Source organism: Streptomyces sp. Q2 (assembly GCF_056820935.1).
On record NZ_JBXEJE010000023.1, the window covers coordinates 66,408 to 83,996 of the forward strand.

At 70.5% G+C, this 17,589-nt stretch carries 14 protein-coding genes; 6 read left to right on the forward strand and 8 right to left on the reverse strand.

Translation table 11 applies throughout. The features are described 5' to 3' along the window. Positions 1–9: 9 nt before the first annotated feature. From ACWBNA_RS25580 to ACWBNA_RS25590, 3 genes are all read right to left on the reverse strand, one after another. On the reverse strand, positions 10–942 hold the full coding sequence (locus ACWBNA_RS25580) for a bifunctional helix-turn-helix transcriptional regulator/GNAT family N-acetyltransferase (RefSeq protein ID WP_482706930.1): 933 nt from the start codon (positions 940–942) through the stop codon (positions 10–12). 116 nt (positions 943–1,058) lie between these two features. After that, complete coding sequence (locus tag ACWBNA_RS25585; RefSeq protein ID WP_482706853.1) at positions 1,059–1,658, reverse strand: dihydrofolate reductase family protein; 600 nt, start codon at positions 1,656–1,658, stop codon at positions 1,059–1,061. A 280-nt stretch (positions 1,659–1,938) separates the two neighbouring features. Beyond that, entirely contained in the window at positions 1,939–2,985 is a 1,047-nt protein-coding gene (locus ACWBNA_RS25590; protein WP_482706854.1) for a LacI family DNA-binding transcriptional regulator, read from the reverse strand. 328 nt (positions 2,986–3,313) lie between these two features. On the opposite strand from ACWBNA_RS25590, the gene ACWBNA_RS25595 reads away from it, so the two are divergent. The 3 genes from ACWBNA_RS25595 to ACWBNA_RS25605 are packed head-to-tail and all read left to right on the forward strand — an operon-like array spanning position 3,314 to position 6,446. Continuing rightward, positions 3,314–4,465: a Gfo/Idh/MocA family protein gene (locus tag ACWBNA_RS25595; RefSeq protein WP_482706855.1), complete on the forward strand. Its 1,152-nt coding sequence runs from the start codon at positions 3,314–3,316 to the stop codon at positions 4,463–4,465. Beyond that, positions 4,462–5,613, forward strand: coding sequence for a dihydrodipicolinate synthase family protein (locus ACWBNA_RS25600; protein ID WP_482706856.1), 1,152 nt, complete (start codon positions 4,462–4,464; stop codon positions 5,611–5,613). The genes ACWBNA_RS25595 and ACWBNA_RS25600 overlap by 4 nt, the downstream gene beginning before the upstream one ends. A 32-nt stretch (positions 5,614–5,645) precedes the next feature. Then, on the forward strand, positions 5,646–6,446 hold the full coding sequence (locus tag ACWBNA_RS25605; RefSeq protein WP_482706931.1) for a sugar phosphate isomerase/epimerase family protein: 801 nt from the start codon (positions 5,646–5,648) through the stop codon (positions 6,444–6,446). Between the two features lie 310 nt (positions 6,447–6,756). On the opposite strand, the gene rbsD is transcribed toward ACWBNA_RS25605, so the two are convergent. The 5 genes from rbsD to ACWBNA_RS25630 all read right to left on the reverse strand — a co-directional run bounded on the left by rbsD (position 6,757) and on the right by ACWBNA_RS25630 (position 12,675). Further along, positions 6,757–7,146: a D-ribose pyranase gene (gene rbsD / locus ACWBNA_RS25610; RefSeq protein ID WP_482706857.1), complete on the reverse strand. Its 390-nt coding sequence runs from the start codon at positions 7,144–7,146 to the stop codon at positions 6,757–6,759. Then, the gene (locus ACWBNA_RS25615; protein ID WP_482706858.1) at positions 7,143–8,045 is read right to left on the reverse strand and encodes a ribokinase; all 903 of its coding nucleotides are present in this window, start codon (positions 8,043–8,045) and stop codon (positions 7,143–7,145) included. Before ACWBNA_RS25615 ends, rbsD begins: the two co-directional genes overlap by 4 nt. Positions 8,046–8,133: 88 nt before the next feature. Beyond that, positions 8,134–10,083 (reverse strand): ABC transporter permease/substrate-binding protein, encoded by a 1,950-nt coding sequence (locus tag ACWBNA_RS25620; protein WP_482706859.1) that lies wholly within the window; start codon positions 10,081–10,083, stop codon positions 8,134–8,136. After that, entirely contained in the window at positions 10,073–11,608 is a 1,536-nt protein-coding gene (locus ACWBNA_RS25625; protein WP_482706860.1) for a sugar ABC transporter ATP-binding protein, read from the reverse strand. The genes ACWBNA_RS25620 and ACWBNA_RS25625 overlap by 11 nt, the downstream gene beginning before the upstream one ends. Then, positions 11,605–12,675, reverse strand: coding sequence for a LacI family DNA-binding transcriptional regulator (locus ACWBNA_RS25630; protein WP_482706861.1), 1,071 nt, complete (start codon positions 12,673–12,675; stop codon positions 11,605–11,607). The genes ACWBNA_RS25625 and ACWBNA_RS25630 overlap by 4 nt, the downstream gene beginning before the upstream one ends. 224 nt (positions 12,676–12,899) lie before the next feature. On the opposite strand from ACWBNA_RS25630, the gene ACWBNA_RS25635 reads away from it, so the two are divergent. The 3 genes from ACWBNA_RS25635 to ACWBNA_RS25645 all read left to right on the forward strand — a co-directional run bounded on the left by ACWBNA_RS25635 (position 12,900) and on the right by ACWBNA_RS25645 (position 17,050). Next, positions 12,900–13,265 carry a cupin domain-containing protein gene (locus tag ACWBNA_RS25635; protein WP_482706862.1) on the forward strand — a complete coding sequence of 122 codons (366 nt, stop codon included), beginning with the start codon at positions 12,900–12,902 and terminating at the stop codon, positions 13,263–13,265. Between the two features lie 30 nt (positions 13,266–13,295). Next, a complete protein-coding gene (gene recD2 / locus ACWBNA_RS25640; RefSeq protein WP_482706863.1) occupies positions 13,296–15,539 on the forward strand; it encodes an SF1B family DNA helicase RecD2 in 2,244 nt (747 codons plus the stop codon). Positions 15,540–15,751: 212 nt separating this feature from the next. Then, positions 15,752–17,050 carry a citrate synthase gene (locus ACWBNA_RS25645; RefSeq protein WP_468648139.1) on the forward strand — a complete coding sequence of 433 codons (1,299 nt, stop codon included), beginning with the start codon at positions 15,752–15,754 and terminating at the stop codon, positions 17,048–17,050. Positions 17,051–17,589 lie beyond the last annotated feature (539 nt).

The window sequence follows — 17,589 nt, forward strand, 5'->3', positions numbered from 1 at the left end:
TCCCTACTGTCACTCGCCGGTGCCGCTGAGGTCCAGGCGCCAGTCCTGGCCGTTCAGGTCCTTTCCGAACGAGCGGTGGGCTTTCTCGGCGACGAGGACGAAGCCGTGGCGCTGGTAGATGCGGCGGGCGGAGGAGAGGACGTCGTTGGTCCACAGGACCAGGTCGCGGTAGCCGACACCGCGCGCGAAGTCGACGACCGCCCCGACCAGCCGGTCGCCGATGCCGAGCCCGCGCGCGTCCGGCTCGACCAGCAGCAGCCGCAGCCGGGCGGTGGCGGGCGCCTCGTCCCGTACGCACATCACACAGCCCACCGGCCGCCCGTCCAGCTCGGCGATCCACACCCGCTCCAGGTGCGGGTCGTGGTCCTCCGCGAAGTCGGCGACGATCCTCGCGACCAGCCCCTCGTAGTCGGCGTTCCAGCCGTACTCCGCCGCGTACAGCGCGGCGTTGCGCTGCACGATCCAGCCGAGGTCGCCGGGTCCCGGTTCGCGCAGGACGACGTCCTCGCGGCGGGGCGGGCGGCCGTCGGACAGGAGCTCCCGCACGGTCCGCATGGCCTCGGAGAGGCGGGGTCGCTCGGCGGACGGCACGGTGGCCAGCAGCGCGCCGACGCTTTCGTTCGCCCGCTCGGCGAGCAGGCCGGCGGTCTCGCGTCCGTGTGCGGTGAGCGAGACGTGGCGCCGGCGGGGGTCGAGGTCGGAGGGAGCTCGCTCGATCAGTCCGTCCTGCTCGAACTTGTTCAGGATCCGGCTCAAGTACCCGGCGTCCAGCGAGAGTTCGCCGCGCAGATCGGCCGCGTCCGTGCGCGGGGAGTGCGCCAGCTCGTACAGGACGCGGGACTCGGTGAGGGTGTAGGGGGCGTAGAGCCTGCGGCTGTAGTCGAGGGCGCCGATGACGTTCGTGTAGAAGCGGTTGAAGGCACGGATGTCCTGGACGGTCATGATCATCGACCCCCGGATGGTTGACTCAGTCAGAGATACCGTCGGACCGAGCCTAAGCCGAGGGCGGGCCGCGCGTCCATGCCGCCGCGGCGCCCGGCCCTCGTCCTCCGGAGCTTTTACGCGTCCTGGGCGGCGGCCCGGTACACGCACACCTGCGTGCCCGTCGGCGCGGTCGCCGTCGACACCAGCTCGAAGGCGGCCTTGGTCCCGTCGTCCGGGAAGATCGACTTGCCGCCGCCGAGGATCACCGGCATGACGATGAGCCGCAGCTCGTCGACCAGGCCCTCGCTCAGGAGCGTGCGGGCGAGCGTGGGACTGCCCATGATCAGGAGGTTGCCGCCGTCGCTCTCGCGCAGCTTGCGGAGGTGGGCGACGGCCTCGTCACCGGCGATACGGGTGGTGTTGTCCCAGGTCAGCTGGTCGTCCGTGAGCGTCCGGGACACGACGTACTTCGGGATGGAGTTCATCCGGTCGGCGAAGGGGTCACCCGCCCGCTCCGGCCACGCCCCCGCCATCGCCTGCCACGTCCGCCGCCCGAACAGCAGCGCGTCCGCCTCCCGCAGCGCCCCGTCGAAGGCCCCGCCGACCACCTCCGGGTCGAAGAACGGGTGCGTCCAGCCACCGTGAGCGAACCCCCCGTCGGTGTCCTCCTCCGCCCCGCCGGGCGCCTGCACGACGCCGTCCAGGCTGATGAACGCGGTGATGAAGATGCGCATGGGACTCACTCCAGCTGCTCGCGGATGCCGTGATCGGCGATTACGGCTGTACAGACCAGGGTGCGGCGCAAAACTCATCGGTGCGCATCATCCAGCCCGTCCGGCGTTTGAGGACGAGGCCCCTTCAGGGCTGACAGCGGGTCTGGGGGCGCAGCCCCCAGAGCGAGGCCCACCCCTCGACCGACCGAGACGGGCGGCGGGGTGGGCAAAGGCCCGGGGGTCCGGGGGCGGAGCGCCCCCGGTGGACGAACGCCGCGTCACCCCACAGGCGCCGGCAAGCTCACCCCCGCGGCGCCCCGGAGGACCCCCGCACCATCAGCTCCCCGCGGATCGTCGCGATCCCGCCCGGCGGCGGCTCCTCGCGCCCCATCGCGATGCGCCCCGCCCGCACCCCCGCCTCCGCGAGCGGCAGCCGTACCGTCGTGAGAGCGGGCACCGCGTCGATGCTGAAGGGAAGGTCGTCGAACCCGGCCACCGACACGTCGTCCGGAATCCGCAGCCCGGAGTCCCGCAGCGCCGCGCACGCCCCCAGCGCGACGGAGTCGTTGGCCGCCACCACCGCCGTCAGCGACGGATCCCGCCGCAGCAGCTCCAGGGTGGCCTCGTAACCGGACCGCCGGTCGTACCGCCCGTAAACGGTCCAGCGCGCGTCCTCGTCGATGCCGTGGGCCTCCAGCGCCTCCCGGTGTCCCTCCAGCCGGTGGCGGGTCGTCGTACGTTCCTCGGGACCCGCGATGTAGCCCAGCCGCCGGTGTCCGAGCCCGATGAGGTGCTCGGTCAGCTCCCGCCCGCCGCCGCGGTTGTCGAAGGTCAGTGCGATCGCCTGGGTGTCGGGCGCCGGCGGTCTCCCGCACAGCACCACCCGCGTCCCCGCGTCCGCCATCTTGCGCAGCTTCGAGGTCATGGCCGCCGCGTGCGGCACGTTCTCCATGGCGCCGCCGGTCAGTACGACGGCCGCCGCCCGCTGCCGCTGCAGCAGCGTGAGGTAGGTCAGCTCGCGCTCCGGGGAGCCCCCGGTGTTGCACACGACCGCCAGCCGCTCGCCCCCCGCGCGCCCGCCCGGCCCGCCGATCTCCGACTGGATGGCGCCGGCCATGATCCCGAAGAACGGGTCGGCGATGTCGTTCACCAGGATGCCGACCAGGTCGGACGTGGCCGCGGCCAGGGAGCTCGCCGGCCCGTTCAGCACGTAGTCCAGCTCGTCCACGGCCCGCAGCACCCGCTCACGGGTGGTCGCCGCCACGGGGTAGTTCCCGTTCAGTACGCGCGACACCGTCGCGGGGGAGACCTGGGCGCGGGCCGCCACGTCCGCCAGGGTCACCGTCATCTCGTCGTCCTCCGGTCGCGCATCTCGTCGTACCTCGTCGTACACACACCGACCAACGCCGGTCCCTCGTTGTAGAGGTGGGCCAACGGTGTCGAGCAGACCTTAAAGCCCCAGCCCCCGGTTGTTCGCCCCCTCGAACAACTCAACCCCGTCACGGTCTTGTCTGGACCGCTGCTCAGAGGCTAGCTTCTCATCAGATAGAAAGCGCTTGCTGTAACGCTCATCAGCAGGGCGGGAATCCGACGCCCCGGCCTAGGCGTACGCGGCGCGCACAACCGCGTACGACACGCGCGCGAACGCCGCGTACGACGCCTACGAAGGGAATGACGTGACACGCAAGACGGTGCGTATCGCCATGAACGGCGTGACCGGGCGCATGGGCTACCGCCAGCACCTGGTCCGCTCCATCCTGGCCCTCCGCGAGCAGGGCGGCCTCGACCTCGGCGACGGCACCGTGCTGTGGCCGGAGCCGATCCTGGTCGGCCGCCGTGAGCCCGCCCTGCGCGCGCTCGCCGAGCAGCACGGCCTGGAGCACATCTCCACGGACCTGGACGCGGTCCTCGCCGACCCGACGGTCGACATCTACTTCGACGCCCAGGTCACCTCCGCCCGAGAGGAGGCGCTCCAGAAGGCGATCGCCGCGGGCAAGCACATCTACACCGAGAAGCCGACCGCCACCGGCCTCGAAGGTGCCCTGGAACTCGCCCGCCTGGCCAACGCCAAGGGCATCAAGCACGGCGTGGTCCAGGACAAGCTCTTCCTCCCGGGCCTGCTCAAGCTCAAGCGCCTCATCGACGGCGGCTTCTTCGGCCGCATCCTGTCCGTCCGCGGCGAGTTCGGCTACTGGGTCTTCGAGGGCGACTGGCAGGCCGCCCAGCGCCCGTCCTGGAACTACCGGGCCGAGGACGGCGGTGGCATCGTCGTCGACATGTTCCCGCACTGGGAGTACGTCCTGCACGAGCTGTTCGGCCGCGTGAAGTCCGTCCAGGCCATCGCCACCACCCACATCCCGCAGCGCTGGGACGAGAACGACAAGCCCTACGACGCCACCGCCGACGACGCCGCCTACGGCATCTTCGAGCTCGACGGCGGCGCCATCGCCCAGATCAACTCCTCGTGGGCGGTCCGCGTCAACCGCGACGAACTCGTCGAGTTCCAGGTGGACGGCACGGAGGGCTCGGCGGTGGCCGGACTCAGGAACTGCCGGGTCCAGCACCGGTCAGCCACCCCCAAGCCGGTCTGGAACCCGGACATCCCGGCCACCGAGGTCTTCCGCGACCAGTGGCAGGAAGTGCCCGACAACGCCGAGTTCGACAACGGCTTCAAGGCCCAGTGGGAGCTGTTCCTCCGGCACGTCTACGCCGACGCGCCCTACCACTGGGACCTGCTGGCCGGCGCCCGTGGTGTCCAGCTCGCCGAGCTGGGCCTGAAGTCGTCCGCCGAGGGCCGCCGTCTCGACGTTCCGGAGATCGCGCTGTGACCATCCAACTCCCCGACTCCAAGGGCGGGTTGCGGACCTACGAGCCCCGCCCCGAACCCCTCGCCGTCACCTCCGGCGCCCCCTTCACCTCCCGTACGGTCTTCTCGGCGGCCCACGTGGTGGCCGACCCGTACGCGGACGTGTCGCCCGACTCGCCCGCCGCCGTCGACTGGGACGCCACCCTCGCCTTCCGCCGCCACCTGTGGTCCCACGGACTCGGCGTCGCCGAGGCCATGGACACCGCCCAGCGCGGCATGGGCCTGGACTGGGCGGGCGCCGCCGAGCTGATCCGCCGCAGCGCCGCCGAGGCCAAGGCGGTCGGCGGGCTCATCGCGTGCGGTGTCGGCACCGACCAGATCGCCTCCGGGACGCTGGAAGAGGTCCGCGCGGCCTACGAGGAGCAGCTCGCCCTCGTCGAGGAGTCCGGCGCCCAGGCGATCCTGATGGCCTCCCGCGCCCTCGCAGCGGCGGCCAAGAGCCCCGAGGACTACCTCGACGTCTACGGCCACCTGCTCCGCCAGTCCACCGAGCCGGTGATCCTGCACTGGCTGGGCCCGATGTTCGACCCGGCGCTGGAGGGCTACTGGGGCTCGACGGACCTCGACGCCGCCACCGACACCTTCCTCGAGGTCATCGCCGCCCACCCCGACAAGGTCGACGGCATCAAGGTCTCCCTGCTGGACGCCCAGCGCGAGATCGACCTGCGCCGCCGGCTCCCCAAGGGCGTGCGCTGCTACACGGGCGACGACTTCAACTACCCCGAGCTGATCGCGGGCGACGAGCGGGGCTTCAGCCACGCGCTGCTCGGCATCTTCGACCCGCTGGGGCCCCTGGCGGCCGAGGCGGTACGGGTGCTGGACACCGGCAACGTGCCCGGCTTCCGCGAACTGCTCGACCCCACCGTCGAGTTGTCCCGTCACCTCTTCCAGACGCCGACCCGCTTCTACAAGACGGGCGTGGTGTTCCTGGCGTGGCTCGCGGGCCACCAGGGCCACTTCACCATGGTCGGCGGCCTCCAGTCGGCCCGCTCCCTCCCGCACTTCGCCCGCGCCTACGAACTCGCGGACGGGCTGGGCCTGTTCCCCGACCCGAAGCTGGCCGAGGAACGCATGAAGACCCTGCTGAGCCTGTACGGAGTGACCCAGTGAGCACCGGACTCGAACGCTTCTCGATCAACCAGATGACGGTCAAGCAGCTGTCGATGCCCGAACTGGTCGACACCTGCCTCGACCTGGGCGTACCGGGAATCGGCCTCTGGCGCGAACCGGTCCAGTCGTACGGTGTGGAGGCGACGGCGAAGCTGGTGCGCGACGCCGGCCTGAACGTCACCACCCTGTGCCGCGGCGGCTTCCTCACGGCGATCGACCCGGACGAGCGCGCCGGCGCCCTGGACGACAATCGCCGGGCGGTCGACGAGGCCGCCACCCTCGGCACCGACGTGCTGGTCCTGGTCTCCGGCGGGCTGCCCGCCGGCTCCAAGGACCTGCGCGGCGCACGGGAGCGGATCGCCGACGCGCTCGGCGAACTGGGCCCCTACGCGGAGGAACACGGCGTGAAGCTGGCCATCGAGCCGCTGCACCCCATGTACGCCGCCGACCGCTGCGTGGTCTCCACCCTCGCGCAGGCCCTCGACCTCGCGGAACGCTTCCCGGCCCACCAGGTCGGCGTCACGGTCGACACGTACCACATCTGGTGGGACGACGCCGCACCCGAACAGATCGCCCGCGCGGGCGCCGGCGGCCGTATCCACACCTTCCAGCTCGCCGACTGGACCACCCCGTTGCCGGAGGGCGTCCTCAACGGCCGCGGCCAGATCGGCGACGGCTCCATCGACATGCGGGAGTGGAAGGCCCACGTCGAGGCGGCCGGCTACACCGGCCCCATCGAAGTCGAGCTGTTCAACGACGGGTTGTGGGCCCGCGACGGGCGGGAGGTACTCGCGGAGACCGCGGCACGGTTCGTGGAGCACGTGATCCGATGAGCGCGTGAGCGAGGCGAACGCGTCACCGGGCCCCCTGGACGAGGCGACGGCCGCCGGGCGGGGACGCCCGGCGGCCCGGTGGCCGTACCCCCTACGTTCTGCCGTGCCCCTGGGCCGGACGGCCTGAAAAAAAATCCGCGGAACCCGTGCAACCCTTTCCGCCCATGCCGTGTCGTACATGGCATCAGGACTTCTCGGAGGGGGATCCGGGGGGATCGCGGGGGTTCTGATGCGGAGGGGAAAACCCGAGGGGGGCCGGTCGACGGACCGGACCCCCTCGAAGTTTTTTCCCGCCCGGTGGCACCGAGTCTCAGAAGAAGACCCCGCACCGCAGCAGCACGTTCGCGTACGGGCGTGCTTCACCGGTCCGGACGACCAGGCGTGCCCCCGCCGACAGCTCCTTGAGCCGCTCGTGCGGGACCAGGGCGAGGCCCGGGAAGCGGTCGCCCAGCAGTGCCGAAGCCTCCGCGTTCGCGTCCCGTACCTCCGTCGCCGCCGTCGCGCCCTCCACCACCAGCTCGGCCAGCAGCCCGTCCAGCACCTCGGAGAAGGACGGCACCCCGGCCCGGAAGGCGAGGTCGACGATCCGCGGCCCGTCGGGGAGCGGCATGCCGGCGTCGCACACCAGCACCCCGTCCCCGTGGCCCAGCTCGGCGAGGGCGCCGGAGAGATGGCGGTTCAGGATCCCGCCCTTCTTCACAGGGCCTCGACCTCGGCCGCCGTGGGGAACGACTCCTGCGCGCCCCGCCGGGTCACCGCCGCCGCCCCGACCCGCGACGCGTACGCCGCCGCCTCCTCGAGCGACGCGTCGGCGCCGAGCCGCCAGGCCAGCGCCGCGGTGAACGCGTCACCGGCTCCCGTCGTGTCCACGGCGGTCACCTTCACGGACGGGACACGGGTCACGCCCTGCGAGGACGCCACCAGCGAGCCCTCGGCGCCGAGGGTCACCACGACCGACCGGGGGCCCTTCGCGAGCAGGCTCCGCGCCCAGTCCTCGGGCCGCTCGCCGACGCGGGCGTCCCCGAGGATCACCTTCGCCTCGTGCTCGTTGACGATCAGCGGGTCGCAGGCCGCCAGGATCTCCGGTGGGAGGGAGCGCGGTGGTGACGGGTTGAGGACGAAGCGGCAGTCCGGCGCCAGGTTCCGTACGACCTCCACGACCGTCTCCAGCGGGATCTCCAGCTGCGTCGACACCACGCGCGAGGCGTGGATGGCACCGGCGGCGGCCCGCACGTCCGCCGGCGTCAGCCGGCCGTTCGCGCCCGGCGAGACCACGATGCTGTTGTCGCCCGACGGGTCCACCGTGATCAGTGCGACCCCGGTCGGCGCGCCGCCCACCAGGACGCCCGCCGTGTCGACGCCGGCCGCCCGCTGCGAGTCGAGCAGCAGCCGGCCGTGCGCGTCGTCGCCGACCCGGGCCAGGAGGGCCGTACGGGCGCCGAGGCGGGCGGCGGCGACCGCCTGGTTGGCGCCCTTGCCGCCCGGGTGGACGGCCAGGTCGGAACCGAGGACGGTCTCTCCGGCGCCGGGCCGTCGTTCGACGTCGATCACCAGGTCGGCGTTGGCCGACCCTACGACCAGTAGGTCGTGGTCGTACATGAATGGACTCCCCTAGTGAGTGACTCGGGGCGGGCGGCCCGGTGCCGCCCGCCCGCTCGCCGATGTCAGCCGCCGAAGCCGGCCACTGTCAGCCGCTGAAGCCGGCCACGTTCTCCTTCGTGACCACCTTCACCGGCACCTTCACCGTCTCCTCGACCTTCTCGCCTTTCAGCGCCTTCAGCGCGTTGTCCACGGCGATCCGGCCCAGCTGGGTCGGCTGCTGCGCCACGGACGCGTACAGCGTGCCCGCCGCGACCGCCTTGAGGCCGTCCGGGGTGCCGTCGAAGCCGACGACCTGGACGGACGTGCCCGCCTTGGAGCCCAGCGCCTTGATCGCGCCGAGGGCCATCTCGTCGTTCGCGGCGATGACGCCCTGGACGTCCGGGTGCGCCTGGAGCAGGTTCGACATCACGTCGAGGCCCTTGGTGCGGTCGAAGTCCGCGGGCTGCTGGGCCACCACCTGGATGCCCGGGTAGGCCTTGAGGCCCTTGGCGAAGCCCTCGGCGCGCTCCCGGGCGGCGGAGGTGCCCGCCTGGCCCTGCAGGATCACGATCTTGCCCTTGCCGCCCAGCTTCTCGGCGACCGTCTTCGCGGCGAGTTCGCCGCCCGCGACGTTGTCGGAGGCGACCAGGGCGTCGGTGGTGGCCTTGTTGACGCCCCGGTCGACGGCGACGACCGGGATCTTCGCCTTGTCGGCGGACCGTACCGACGGGCCCGCCGCGTCCGAGTCCACCGGGTTGACGATGATCGCGTCGAAGCCGGAACTGGTGAAGTTCTGCAACTGGTTGGCCTGCTGGGAGGCATCGTTCTGCGCGTCCGTGACGGTCAGGTCCACGCCCTGCTTCTTCGCCTCGGCCTGGGCGCCCGCCCGGATCTGCACGAAGAAGGGGTTGTTGAGGGTGGACAGCGACAGGCCCATCTTCGGGGTCGAGGACGACGCGCTGCCGCCGTGCAGGAACGAGGTCGCGCCGACGATCGCCACGGTGACCACCGCGGCCAGCGCGTACGTCGTCGCCTGCTTGCCCCTGCCCCCGCCGGACACGCTCGCGGCCAGCGGGGTCGAGCCGGCCTTGCGGCGCAGGGTGTCGAGCAGCACGGCCAGCGCGATCACGACACCGATGACGACCTGCTGCCAGAAGGCGGACACGGACAGGAGGTTGAGCCCGTTGCGCAGCACGGCCAGGATCAGCGCGCCGATCAGCGTGCCGGACGCCTTGCCGGTGCCGCCCGCGAGTGAGGCGCCGCCGATGACGACCGCGGCGATCGCGTCCAGTTCGTAGCCGTCGGCGGCCTGCGGCTGCGCGGAGGACAGCCGGGAGGCGAGCACGACGCCCGCGGCGGCGGCGAAGACGCCGGACAGGGCGTAGATGGCGAGCTTCTGCCTCTTCACGCGCAGGCCGGACAGCCGGGCGGCCTCCTCGTTGCCGCCGATCGCGTACATGGAGCGGCCGATGTACGTCCGGCCGAGCACGAAGGCGGCGATCAGCCCCATCACGATCATCACGAGCACCGGGACCGGCAGCCAGCCGCCGAGGGTGTCCCCGAGGTGCGAGACGGAGTCGGGGAAGGCGATCGGGGAGCCCTCGGAGATCACCAGCGACAGTCCGCGGGCCACCGACAGCATGGCGAGCGTCGCGATGAACGGCGGCAGTTTGCCGTAGGCGATGAGGAAGCCGTTGACCAGGCCGGCCGCGATGCCGGTGGCGACCGCCAGGACGACCGCCATGGCAACCGGGACGCCGTGCGAAGTGGCGCTCCAGGCAAGGACGGTGGCCGACAGGGCGGCCACCGAGCCGACCGACAGGTCGATGCCCGCCGAGACGATCACGAAGGTCACGCCGAAGGCGAGGATGGCGGTCACGGCCGCCTGGACACCGACGTTGAGCAGGTTGTCCGTGGTCAGGAAGTCGCCCGACAGCGCCGACATGGCGACGACGAGGACGATCAGCGCGGTCAGCGCGCCGTTGTCGAGGAGCAGGCGGCGGACCGCCGCGGCGCCACCGGCGCCCGTTGTGCTGGTGAGCGTGTCAGCGGCCACGGCCGGCCTCCGGTTCTGTGGTGGTGGGGTTGCTTACGGCGAGTGCCATCACCGCGTCCTGCGTGGCCTCGTCCGCGGACAGTTCGCCCGCGATCCGGCCCTGGGCCATCACCAGCACCCGGTCGCTCATGCCGAGCACCTCGGGCAGATCGCTGGAGATCATCAGGACGGCGGCACCGGCGGCCGTCAGTTCGTTGATCAGCTGGTAGATCTCGACCTTGGCGCCGACGTCGATCCCGCGTGTCGGCTCGTCGAGGATCAGCACCTTGGTCTCGGCGAGCAGCCACTTGCCGATGACGACCTTCTGCTGGTTGCCGCCGGAGAGCGTCCTGACGTGCTGGCCGAGTCCGGCCATCCGCACGCCGAGCTGCTCGGCGATCCGCGCGGCAGACTCGCGCTGGCCCTTGAGGTCGACGAGCCCGGCGCGGGTCGCCGACCGCATGGTCACCAGCCCGAGGTTCTCCTCCACAGACGCGTCCAGCACCAGCCCCTGGCCCTTGCGGTCCTCGGGGATCAGTCCGATACCCGAGGTCATCGCCGCGTTGACGTCGTCCTTGGGGACCGGGGCACCGGAGACCTTCACGGCCCCCTTGTCGTACGGGTCCGCCCCGAACACGGCCCGTACGACCTCCGTACGGCCCGCTCCGACCAGCCCCGCGACACCGACGACCTCGCCGGCGTGCACCTCGAAGGTGACGTCGCGGAAGACACCGTCCCGGGTGAGGCCCTCGACGGTGAGCAGCGCGGTTCCGGCCCCCGCCTCGACGGCGGCCCGCTCGCGTGGGTACTGCTGCTCGATCGACCGCCCCACCATCAGGCGTACGAGCTCGTCCTCGGGCGTGTCGGCGGGGACCTCCCCGACGCTCCTGCCGTCGCGGATGACCGTCACCCGGTCTCCCAGGGCGGCGATCTCCTCCAGGTGGTGCGTGATGAAGACGATGCCGACCCCGTCCTCGCGCAGCCTGCGCACGATGGAGAAGAGCTTGTCGACCTCCTCGGAGGTGAGGACGGCGGTCGGCTCGTCCATGATCAGCACGCGCGCGTCCAGGCTCAGCGCCTTCGCGATCTCGACCATCTGGAGGCGCGCGATGCCGAGTTCACGCACACGTGCGCGGGGGGACACGTTCACGCCGACCCGCTCCAGGAGGACGGCCGCGTCGGCCTCCATCCTCTTCCGGTCGATCATGCCCAGGCGGCGCGGCTGCCGCCCCAGGAAGATGTTCTCGGCGACCGTCAGATCGGGAACGAGGTTGAACTCCTGGTAGATGGTGGCGATCCCGAGGCGCTCGGAGTCCTGCGCACCATGGATGCGCACTTCCCTGCCACCGGCCAGGATCCGTCCGCCATCGGGCGTGTAGGCGCCGGAGAGCATCTTGATGAGGGTGCTCTTGCCCGCGCCGTTCTCACCGAGGAGTACGTGCACCTCGCCCCGGCGCAGATCGAAGTCGACGCCGTCGAGCGCGATCACGCCGGGGAAAACCTTCCGTATGCCCTCGATGCGCAGCAACTCGTCCTGGTTGCTCACGACTGGCTCCTTCTTACGGGGGACCGCACAGCGGGGGACTGCGCGGGGGGCGGCTCGGGGGAAGCCGACGGCTCGGCCGGCTCGCCGCACGAGCGGCGTACGACGAGACGGGCGGGGAGGGTGACGGACTCGGGGGACCGCCCCTCGATGCGGTCGACCAGCGCGCGCACGGCGGCGCGTCCCAGCTCGCCCGTGGGCTGGGCGATCGCGGTGATCGGCGGATCGGTGTGTACGAACCAGGGGATGTCGTCGAACGCGGCCAGCGCGATGTCCTCAGGGACGCGCAGCCCGCGCGCGCGGATCGCGTCGAGGGCGCCCAGGGCCATCAGGTTGTCGGTGGCGAAGACGACCTCGGGCGGCTCGGGCAGGTCGAGGAAGCCCTCGGTGACCCGCCGGCCGCTGGCGGCCTGGAAGTCGCCCTGGCCGATGTAGACGTCGGGGAGTCCGAGACCGTACGCGTGCAGCGCCGCTCTGAAGGCCGTCACACGCTCCTGGCCGGTCGTGGTCGCCGCCGGCCCCGCGATGATCGCGAGCCGTCGGTGACCGAGGCCGTGCAGATGGGCGACGAGGTCGCGCACGGCCTCCAGCCCGTCCGCCCGGACCACGGGCACCTCCACGCCCGGGATCCACCGGTCCACGAAGACCATCGGCGTCCCCGCGCGCGCGGCGTCGAGCATCAGCGGCGACCCGCCGTCGGTCGGGGAGACGAGGAGTCCGTCGATACGACGGTCCAGCAGGTTGCGTACGTGGTGGTCCTGGAGGTCGGGCCGCTCGTCGGCGTTGCCGATGATGACGCTGTAGCCCAGCGCGCGGGCCTCCTCCTCCACGGAACGGGCCAGCTCGGTGAAGTAGGGGTTCATCACGTCGCTGATGACCAGGCCGAGGGTGTGGGTCTGGTCGGTGCGCAGCGATCGGGCGACGGCGTTCCGGCGGTAGCCCAGCACCTCGACGGCGGCCAGCACGCGCGTGCGTGCGTCCGCGCTGACCGACGGATGGTCGTTCAGGACGCGCGAGACCGTGGCCACGGAGACTCCCGCCTCGGCAGCGACGTCCTTGATGCTCGCCATCGCGGCTCCACCTCCTTGTGGAAATCGGGGGACGTACCCGAATCGACGTACGGATCCACGTATGGAATCGATTACATCCCTGTGCTGAGAGGATTGGAATCGATTACACGCGAGGAGGCAAGACCCCGACACCGGATCGTGATGTCGCGGGGGCCCGCGGCGCGGTTCAGGCTGGAGACGTGGGGGCGTTTCCCAAGGCCCGGGCGGGCCGGAGCGGAGGACCCATGACAGCGGCGACTCGCGACGACGTACCCGTCGCACTCGAAGGCGACGGCCTGGACGTACGTACCAAGCCGATGGGCGGCGGCATGTCCGTCGGGTTCTTCCGTCTGCCGCAGGGCACGGACATGGGCCCCGCCCTGAAGGGCCTCGACGGCGACGCGTGCCAGTGCCCGCACTGGGGCTATCTGTTGAAGGGCCGGCTGCGGATGCTGACACCCGCGGGCGAGGAGATCTACGAGGCGGGCCAGGCGTACTACTGGGGGCCCGGCCACGTCCCGGTGGCCCTGGAGGACTGCGAGTTCGTCGAGTTCTCCCCGACCGAGGACTTCCAGAAGGTCCTCGACCACGTGGTCTCACACGCCGGGTGAGTTGTCGGTGCCGGACGGTACCGTCGGATCATGGCTCAGGAATCGGGGAGCGGGGAGCGGCGACTCGCCGTGCTCGAAGGCGTGCTGGAGCGCATCACGTACGCCAACGAGGAGAACGGCTACACGGTCGCCCGAGTCGACACCGGCCGGGGCGGCGGCGACCTCCTCACCGTCGTCGGCGCGCTGCTCGGCGCCCAGGTCGGCGAGTCCCTGCGGATGGAGGGCCGTTGGGGCTCCCATCCGCAGTACGGCAAGCAGTTCACCGTCGAGAACTACACGACCCTGCTGCCGGCCACCGTGCAGGGCATCCGCCGCTACCTCGGCTCGGGCCTGGTCAAGGGCATCGGCCCGGTCTTCGCCGACCGCATCACCCAGCACTTCGGGCTGGAGACCCTTCAGATCATCGAGGAGGCGCCCAAGCGCCTGATCGAGGTCCCCGGCCTCGGCCCCAAGCGGACGAAGAAGATCGCCGACGCCTGGGAGGAGCAGAAGGCGATCAAGGAGGTCATGCTCTTCCTCCAGACCGTCGAGGTGTCCACGTCCATCGCGGTGCGCATCTACAAGAAGTACGGCGACGCCTCCATCTCCGTGGTGAAGAACCAGCCCTACCGGCTGGCCTCGGACGTCTGGGGCATCGGCTTCCTCACCGCCGACCGGATCGCCCAGTCCGTCGGTATCCCGCACGACAGCCCGGAGCGCGTCAAAGCGGGCCTGCAGTACGCCCTTTCCCAGTCCACCGACCAGGGCCACTGCTACCTCCCCGAAGACCAGCTGATCACCGACGCGGTCAAGCTCCTCCAGGTCGACACCGGCCTTGTCATCGAGTGCCTCGCCGAGCTCGCGGCGCCCCCGGAGGAGGGGGAGGAACCCGGTGTCGTCCGCGAGAAGGTGCCCGGCCCGGACGGCGCCCCCGTCACCGCCGTCTACCTCGTCCCCTTCCACCGGGCCGAACTGTCCCTCTCCGCCCAGCTGTTGCGCCTCCTGCGCACCGACCAGGACCGGATGCCCGGCTTCAAGGACGTGGCCTGGGACAAGGCGCTGCGCTGGCTCGCCTCGCGCACCGGCACCGATCTCGCGCCCGAGCAGGAGGCCGCCGTCCGGCTCGCGCTCAGCCAGAAGGTCGCCGTTCTCACCGGCGGCCCCGGCTGCGGCAAGTCCTTCACGGTGCGCTCGATCGTGGAGCTGGCCCGTGCCAAGAAGGCGAAGGTCGTCCTCGCCGCCCCCACCGGCCGCGCCGCCAAACGCCTCGCCGAGCTCACCGGCTCCGACGCCTCCACCGTCCACCGCCTGCTGGAGTTGAAGCCCGGCGGTGACGCGGCCTACGACAAGGACCGCCCGCTGGACGCCGACCTGGTGGTGGTCGACGAGGCGTCCATGCTGGACCTGCTGCTCGCCAACAAGCTGGTGAAGGCGGTGCCTCCGGGCGCCCACCTCCTGTTCGTGGGGGACGTGGACCAGCTGCCCAGCGTCGGCGCCGGCGAGGTGCTCCGTGACCTGCTCGCCGAGGGCGGTCCGATCCCGGCGGTGCGCCTCACGCGCGTGTTCCGGCAGGCCCAGCAGTCCGGCGTGGTGACCAACGCCCACCGGATCAACTCCGGGCAGCACCCGGTCACGGACGGCATGAAGGACTTCTTCCTCTTCGTCGAGGACGACACGGAGGAGGTCGGCCGGCTCACCGTGGACGTGGCGGCACGGCGGATTCCGGCCAAGTTCGGGCTGGACCCGCGCCGGGACGTCCAGGTGCTCGCCCCCATGCACCGCGGACCCGCGGGCGCGGGCAACCTGAACGGCCTGCTCCAGCAGGCCATCACCCCGGGGCGTCCCGAGCTGCCCGAGAAGAGGTTCGGCGGCAGGGTCTTCCGGGTCGGCGACAAGGTCACCCAGATTCGCAACAATTACGAGAAGGGCACCAACGGTGTCTTCAACGGCACCGTGGGCGTGGTCACCTCGCTCGACCCGGTCGACCAGCGCCTGACGGTGCTGACGGACGAGGACGAGGAGGTTCCGTACGAATTCGACGAGCTGGACGAACTGGCCCACGCGTACGCGGTGACCATTCACCGGTCACAGGGGAGCGAGTATCCGGCCGTGGTGATCCCGGTGACCACCAGCGCCTGGATGATGCTCCAGCGGAACCTCCTGTACACGGCGGTGACCCGCGCCAAGAAGCTGGTCGTCCTGGTCGGTTCGCGCAAGGCGATCGGCCAGGCGGTGCGCACGGTGTCCGCGGGACGCCGCTGCACGGCGCTCGATTTCCGGCTCTCGGCCCGGTGACCGCAAAAAATGATCGATCAAATGAGTCATGTGGGTCACAGAGCTCTTCCGGAAGCGGGTTGAGGAGAGGCAGGATGAGCGAGTTGGCGGCACTCAGTGCCGCCGATAAGCCCAATGGTCGACCCCGAGTGCACTCTCCTGCGCCAAATGGGGGATGGTAGAGACAGTCAGGGCAACCTCGAAGAAGAGGCACAACGTCGGTGAGGGATGACGTGAGCGAGCACACCAACAACGCTGTAGTACTGCGGTACGGCGACGGCGAGTACACCTACCCGGTGATCGACAGCACCGTCGGCGACAAGGGCTTCGACATCGGGAAGCTCCGCGCCCAGACCGGTCTGGTGACTCTGGACAGCGGCTACGGCAACACGGCCGCCTATAAATCCGCCGTCACCTATCTCGACGGCGAGTCCGGCATCCTCCGGTACCGCGGCTACCCGATCGAACAGCTGGCCGAGCGCTCCACCTTCCTGGAGGTTGCCTACCTGCTGATCAACGGCGAGCTGCCGACCGTCGACGAGCTCACCTCGTTCAAGACCGACATCACGCAGCACACCCTGCTGCACGAGGACGTCAAGAACTTCTACCGCGGCTTCCCGCGGGACGCCCACCCGATGGCCATGCTGTCGTCGGTGGTCTCCGCGCTGTCCACGTTCTACCAGGACAGCCACAACCCGTTCGACGAGAAGCAGCGCAACCTCTCGACGATCCGCCTGCTCGCCAAGCTTCCGACGATCGCGGCGTACGCGTACAAGAAGTCGATCGGTCACCCGTTCGTCTACCCGCGCAACGACCTCGGTTACGTCGAGAACTTCCTCCGCATGACCTTCTCGGTCCCGGCGCAGGACTACGAACTCGACCCGGTCGTCGTCTCCGCCCTGGACAAGCTGCTCATCCTGCACGCGGACCACGAGCAGAACTGTTCGACCTCCACCGTCCGCCTGGTCGGCTCCTCGCAGGCGAACATGTTCGCCTCGATCTCCGCCGGCATCTCCGCCCTGTGGGGCCCACTGCACGGCGGCGCCAACCAGTCGGTGTTGGAGATGCTGGAGGGCATCCAGGCCACCGGCGGCGATGTCGACTCCTTCATCCGCAAGGTGAAGAACAAGGAGGACGGCGTCCGTCTGATGGGCTTCGGCCACCGGGTCTACAAGAACTTCGACCCGCGCGCCAAGATCATCAAGGCCGCCGCGCACGACGTGCTGTCCGCCCTCGGCAAGTCCGACGAGCTGCTGGACATCGCGCTGAAGCTGGAGGAGCACGCGCTCTCCGACGACTACTTCGTCTCGCGCAGCCTCTACCCGAACGTGGACTTCTACACCGGCCTGATCTACCGCGCCATGGGCTTCCCGACCGAGATGTTCACGGTCCTGTTCGCCCTCGGCCGCCTGCCGGGCTGGATCGCCCAGTGGCACGAGATGATCAAGGAGCCGGGTTCCCGCATCGGCCGCCCGCGCCAGATCTACACGGGTGTCGTCGAGCGCGACTTCGTTCCGGTCGAGGCGCGATGATCACCGCGGCCGCCTAGCCGGCGGCCGCAAGCGCAAGAAAGCGGAAGGCGCCCTGTCGACGGTCCCCCCACGGGCCGGCGTCCAGGGCGCCTTCCCATGTCCCGGTGCGGATTCCCCCCACGGGATCCGGCCGGGCGTCTGTGAGAAAACCAGCGCCTGAAATTCGCTGTTGAGCAAAACGAGCAGAACTCGTCGTACTACTGCTGTGTGCGGTCTGCCGGGACAGCGCACGCTGGGAGGGCCGCTCAAAGCTCCCCGGTGTGCGTGCCCCGGCAACGCATCTCTGAGGAAGTCCCCCAAGACATCCTCAGATGCCAGTAGGCGCCCCCCAAGACGCTTCCTGACATCGTCAACTTAGACCTTTGAACCCCTTCGATGGTTACGTTCGCATCACTGTGATCTGGGTCTCTTGCATATGTCCGTTAGATGCGCAAGAGCCGGATACAGCGAACGAGACCCAAGCGTAAGGATGATGCGCGAGCCTTGTGAAGAGCTTATGTGAGGCGGGCGCAGGACTCCAGGGGGGCTTTGGCCTCGAC

What these genes read in the sequence shown, in the direction of transcription:
- ACWBNA_RS25635 (WP_482706862.1), top strand. Translation starts at nt 12,900, where the DNA reads ATGACAGCGGCGACTCGCGACGACGTACCCGTCGCACTCGAAGGCGAC.
- ACWBNA_RS25605 (WP_482706931.1), top strand. Translation starts at nt 5,646, where the DNA reads ATGACGGTCAAGCAGCTGTCGATGCCCGAACTGGTCGACACCTGCCTC.
- recD2 (WP_482706863.1), top strand. Translation starts at nt 13,296, where the DNA reads ATGGCTCAGGAATCGGGGAGCGGGGAGCGGCGACTCGCCGTGCTCGAA.
- ACWBNA_RS25615 (WP_482706858.1), bottom strand. Translation starts at nt 8,045, where the DNA reads ATGTACGACCACGACCTACTGGTCGTAGGGTCGGCCAACGCCGACCTG.
- ACWBNA_RS25580 (WP_482706930.1), bottom strand. Translation starts at nt 942, where the DNA reads ATGACCGTCCAGGACATCCGTGCCTTCAACCGCTTCTACACGAACGTC.
- ACWBNA_RS25630 (WP_482706861.1), bottom strand. Translation starts at nt 12,675, where the DNA reads ATGGCGAGCATCAAGGACGTCGCTGCCGAGGCGGGAGTCTCCGTGGCC.
- ACWBNA_RS25585 (WP_482706853.1), bottom strand. Translation starts at nt 1,658, where the DNA reads ATGCGCATCTTCATCACCGCGTTCATCAGCCTGGACGGCGTCGTGCAG.
- ACWBNA_RS25590 (WP_482706854.1), bottom strand. Translation starts at nt 2,985, where the DNA reads ATGACGGTGACCCTGGCGGACGTGGCGGCCCGCGCCCAGGTCTCCCCC.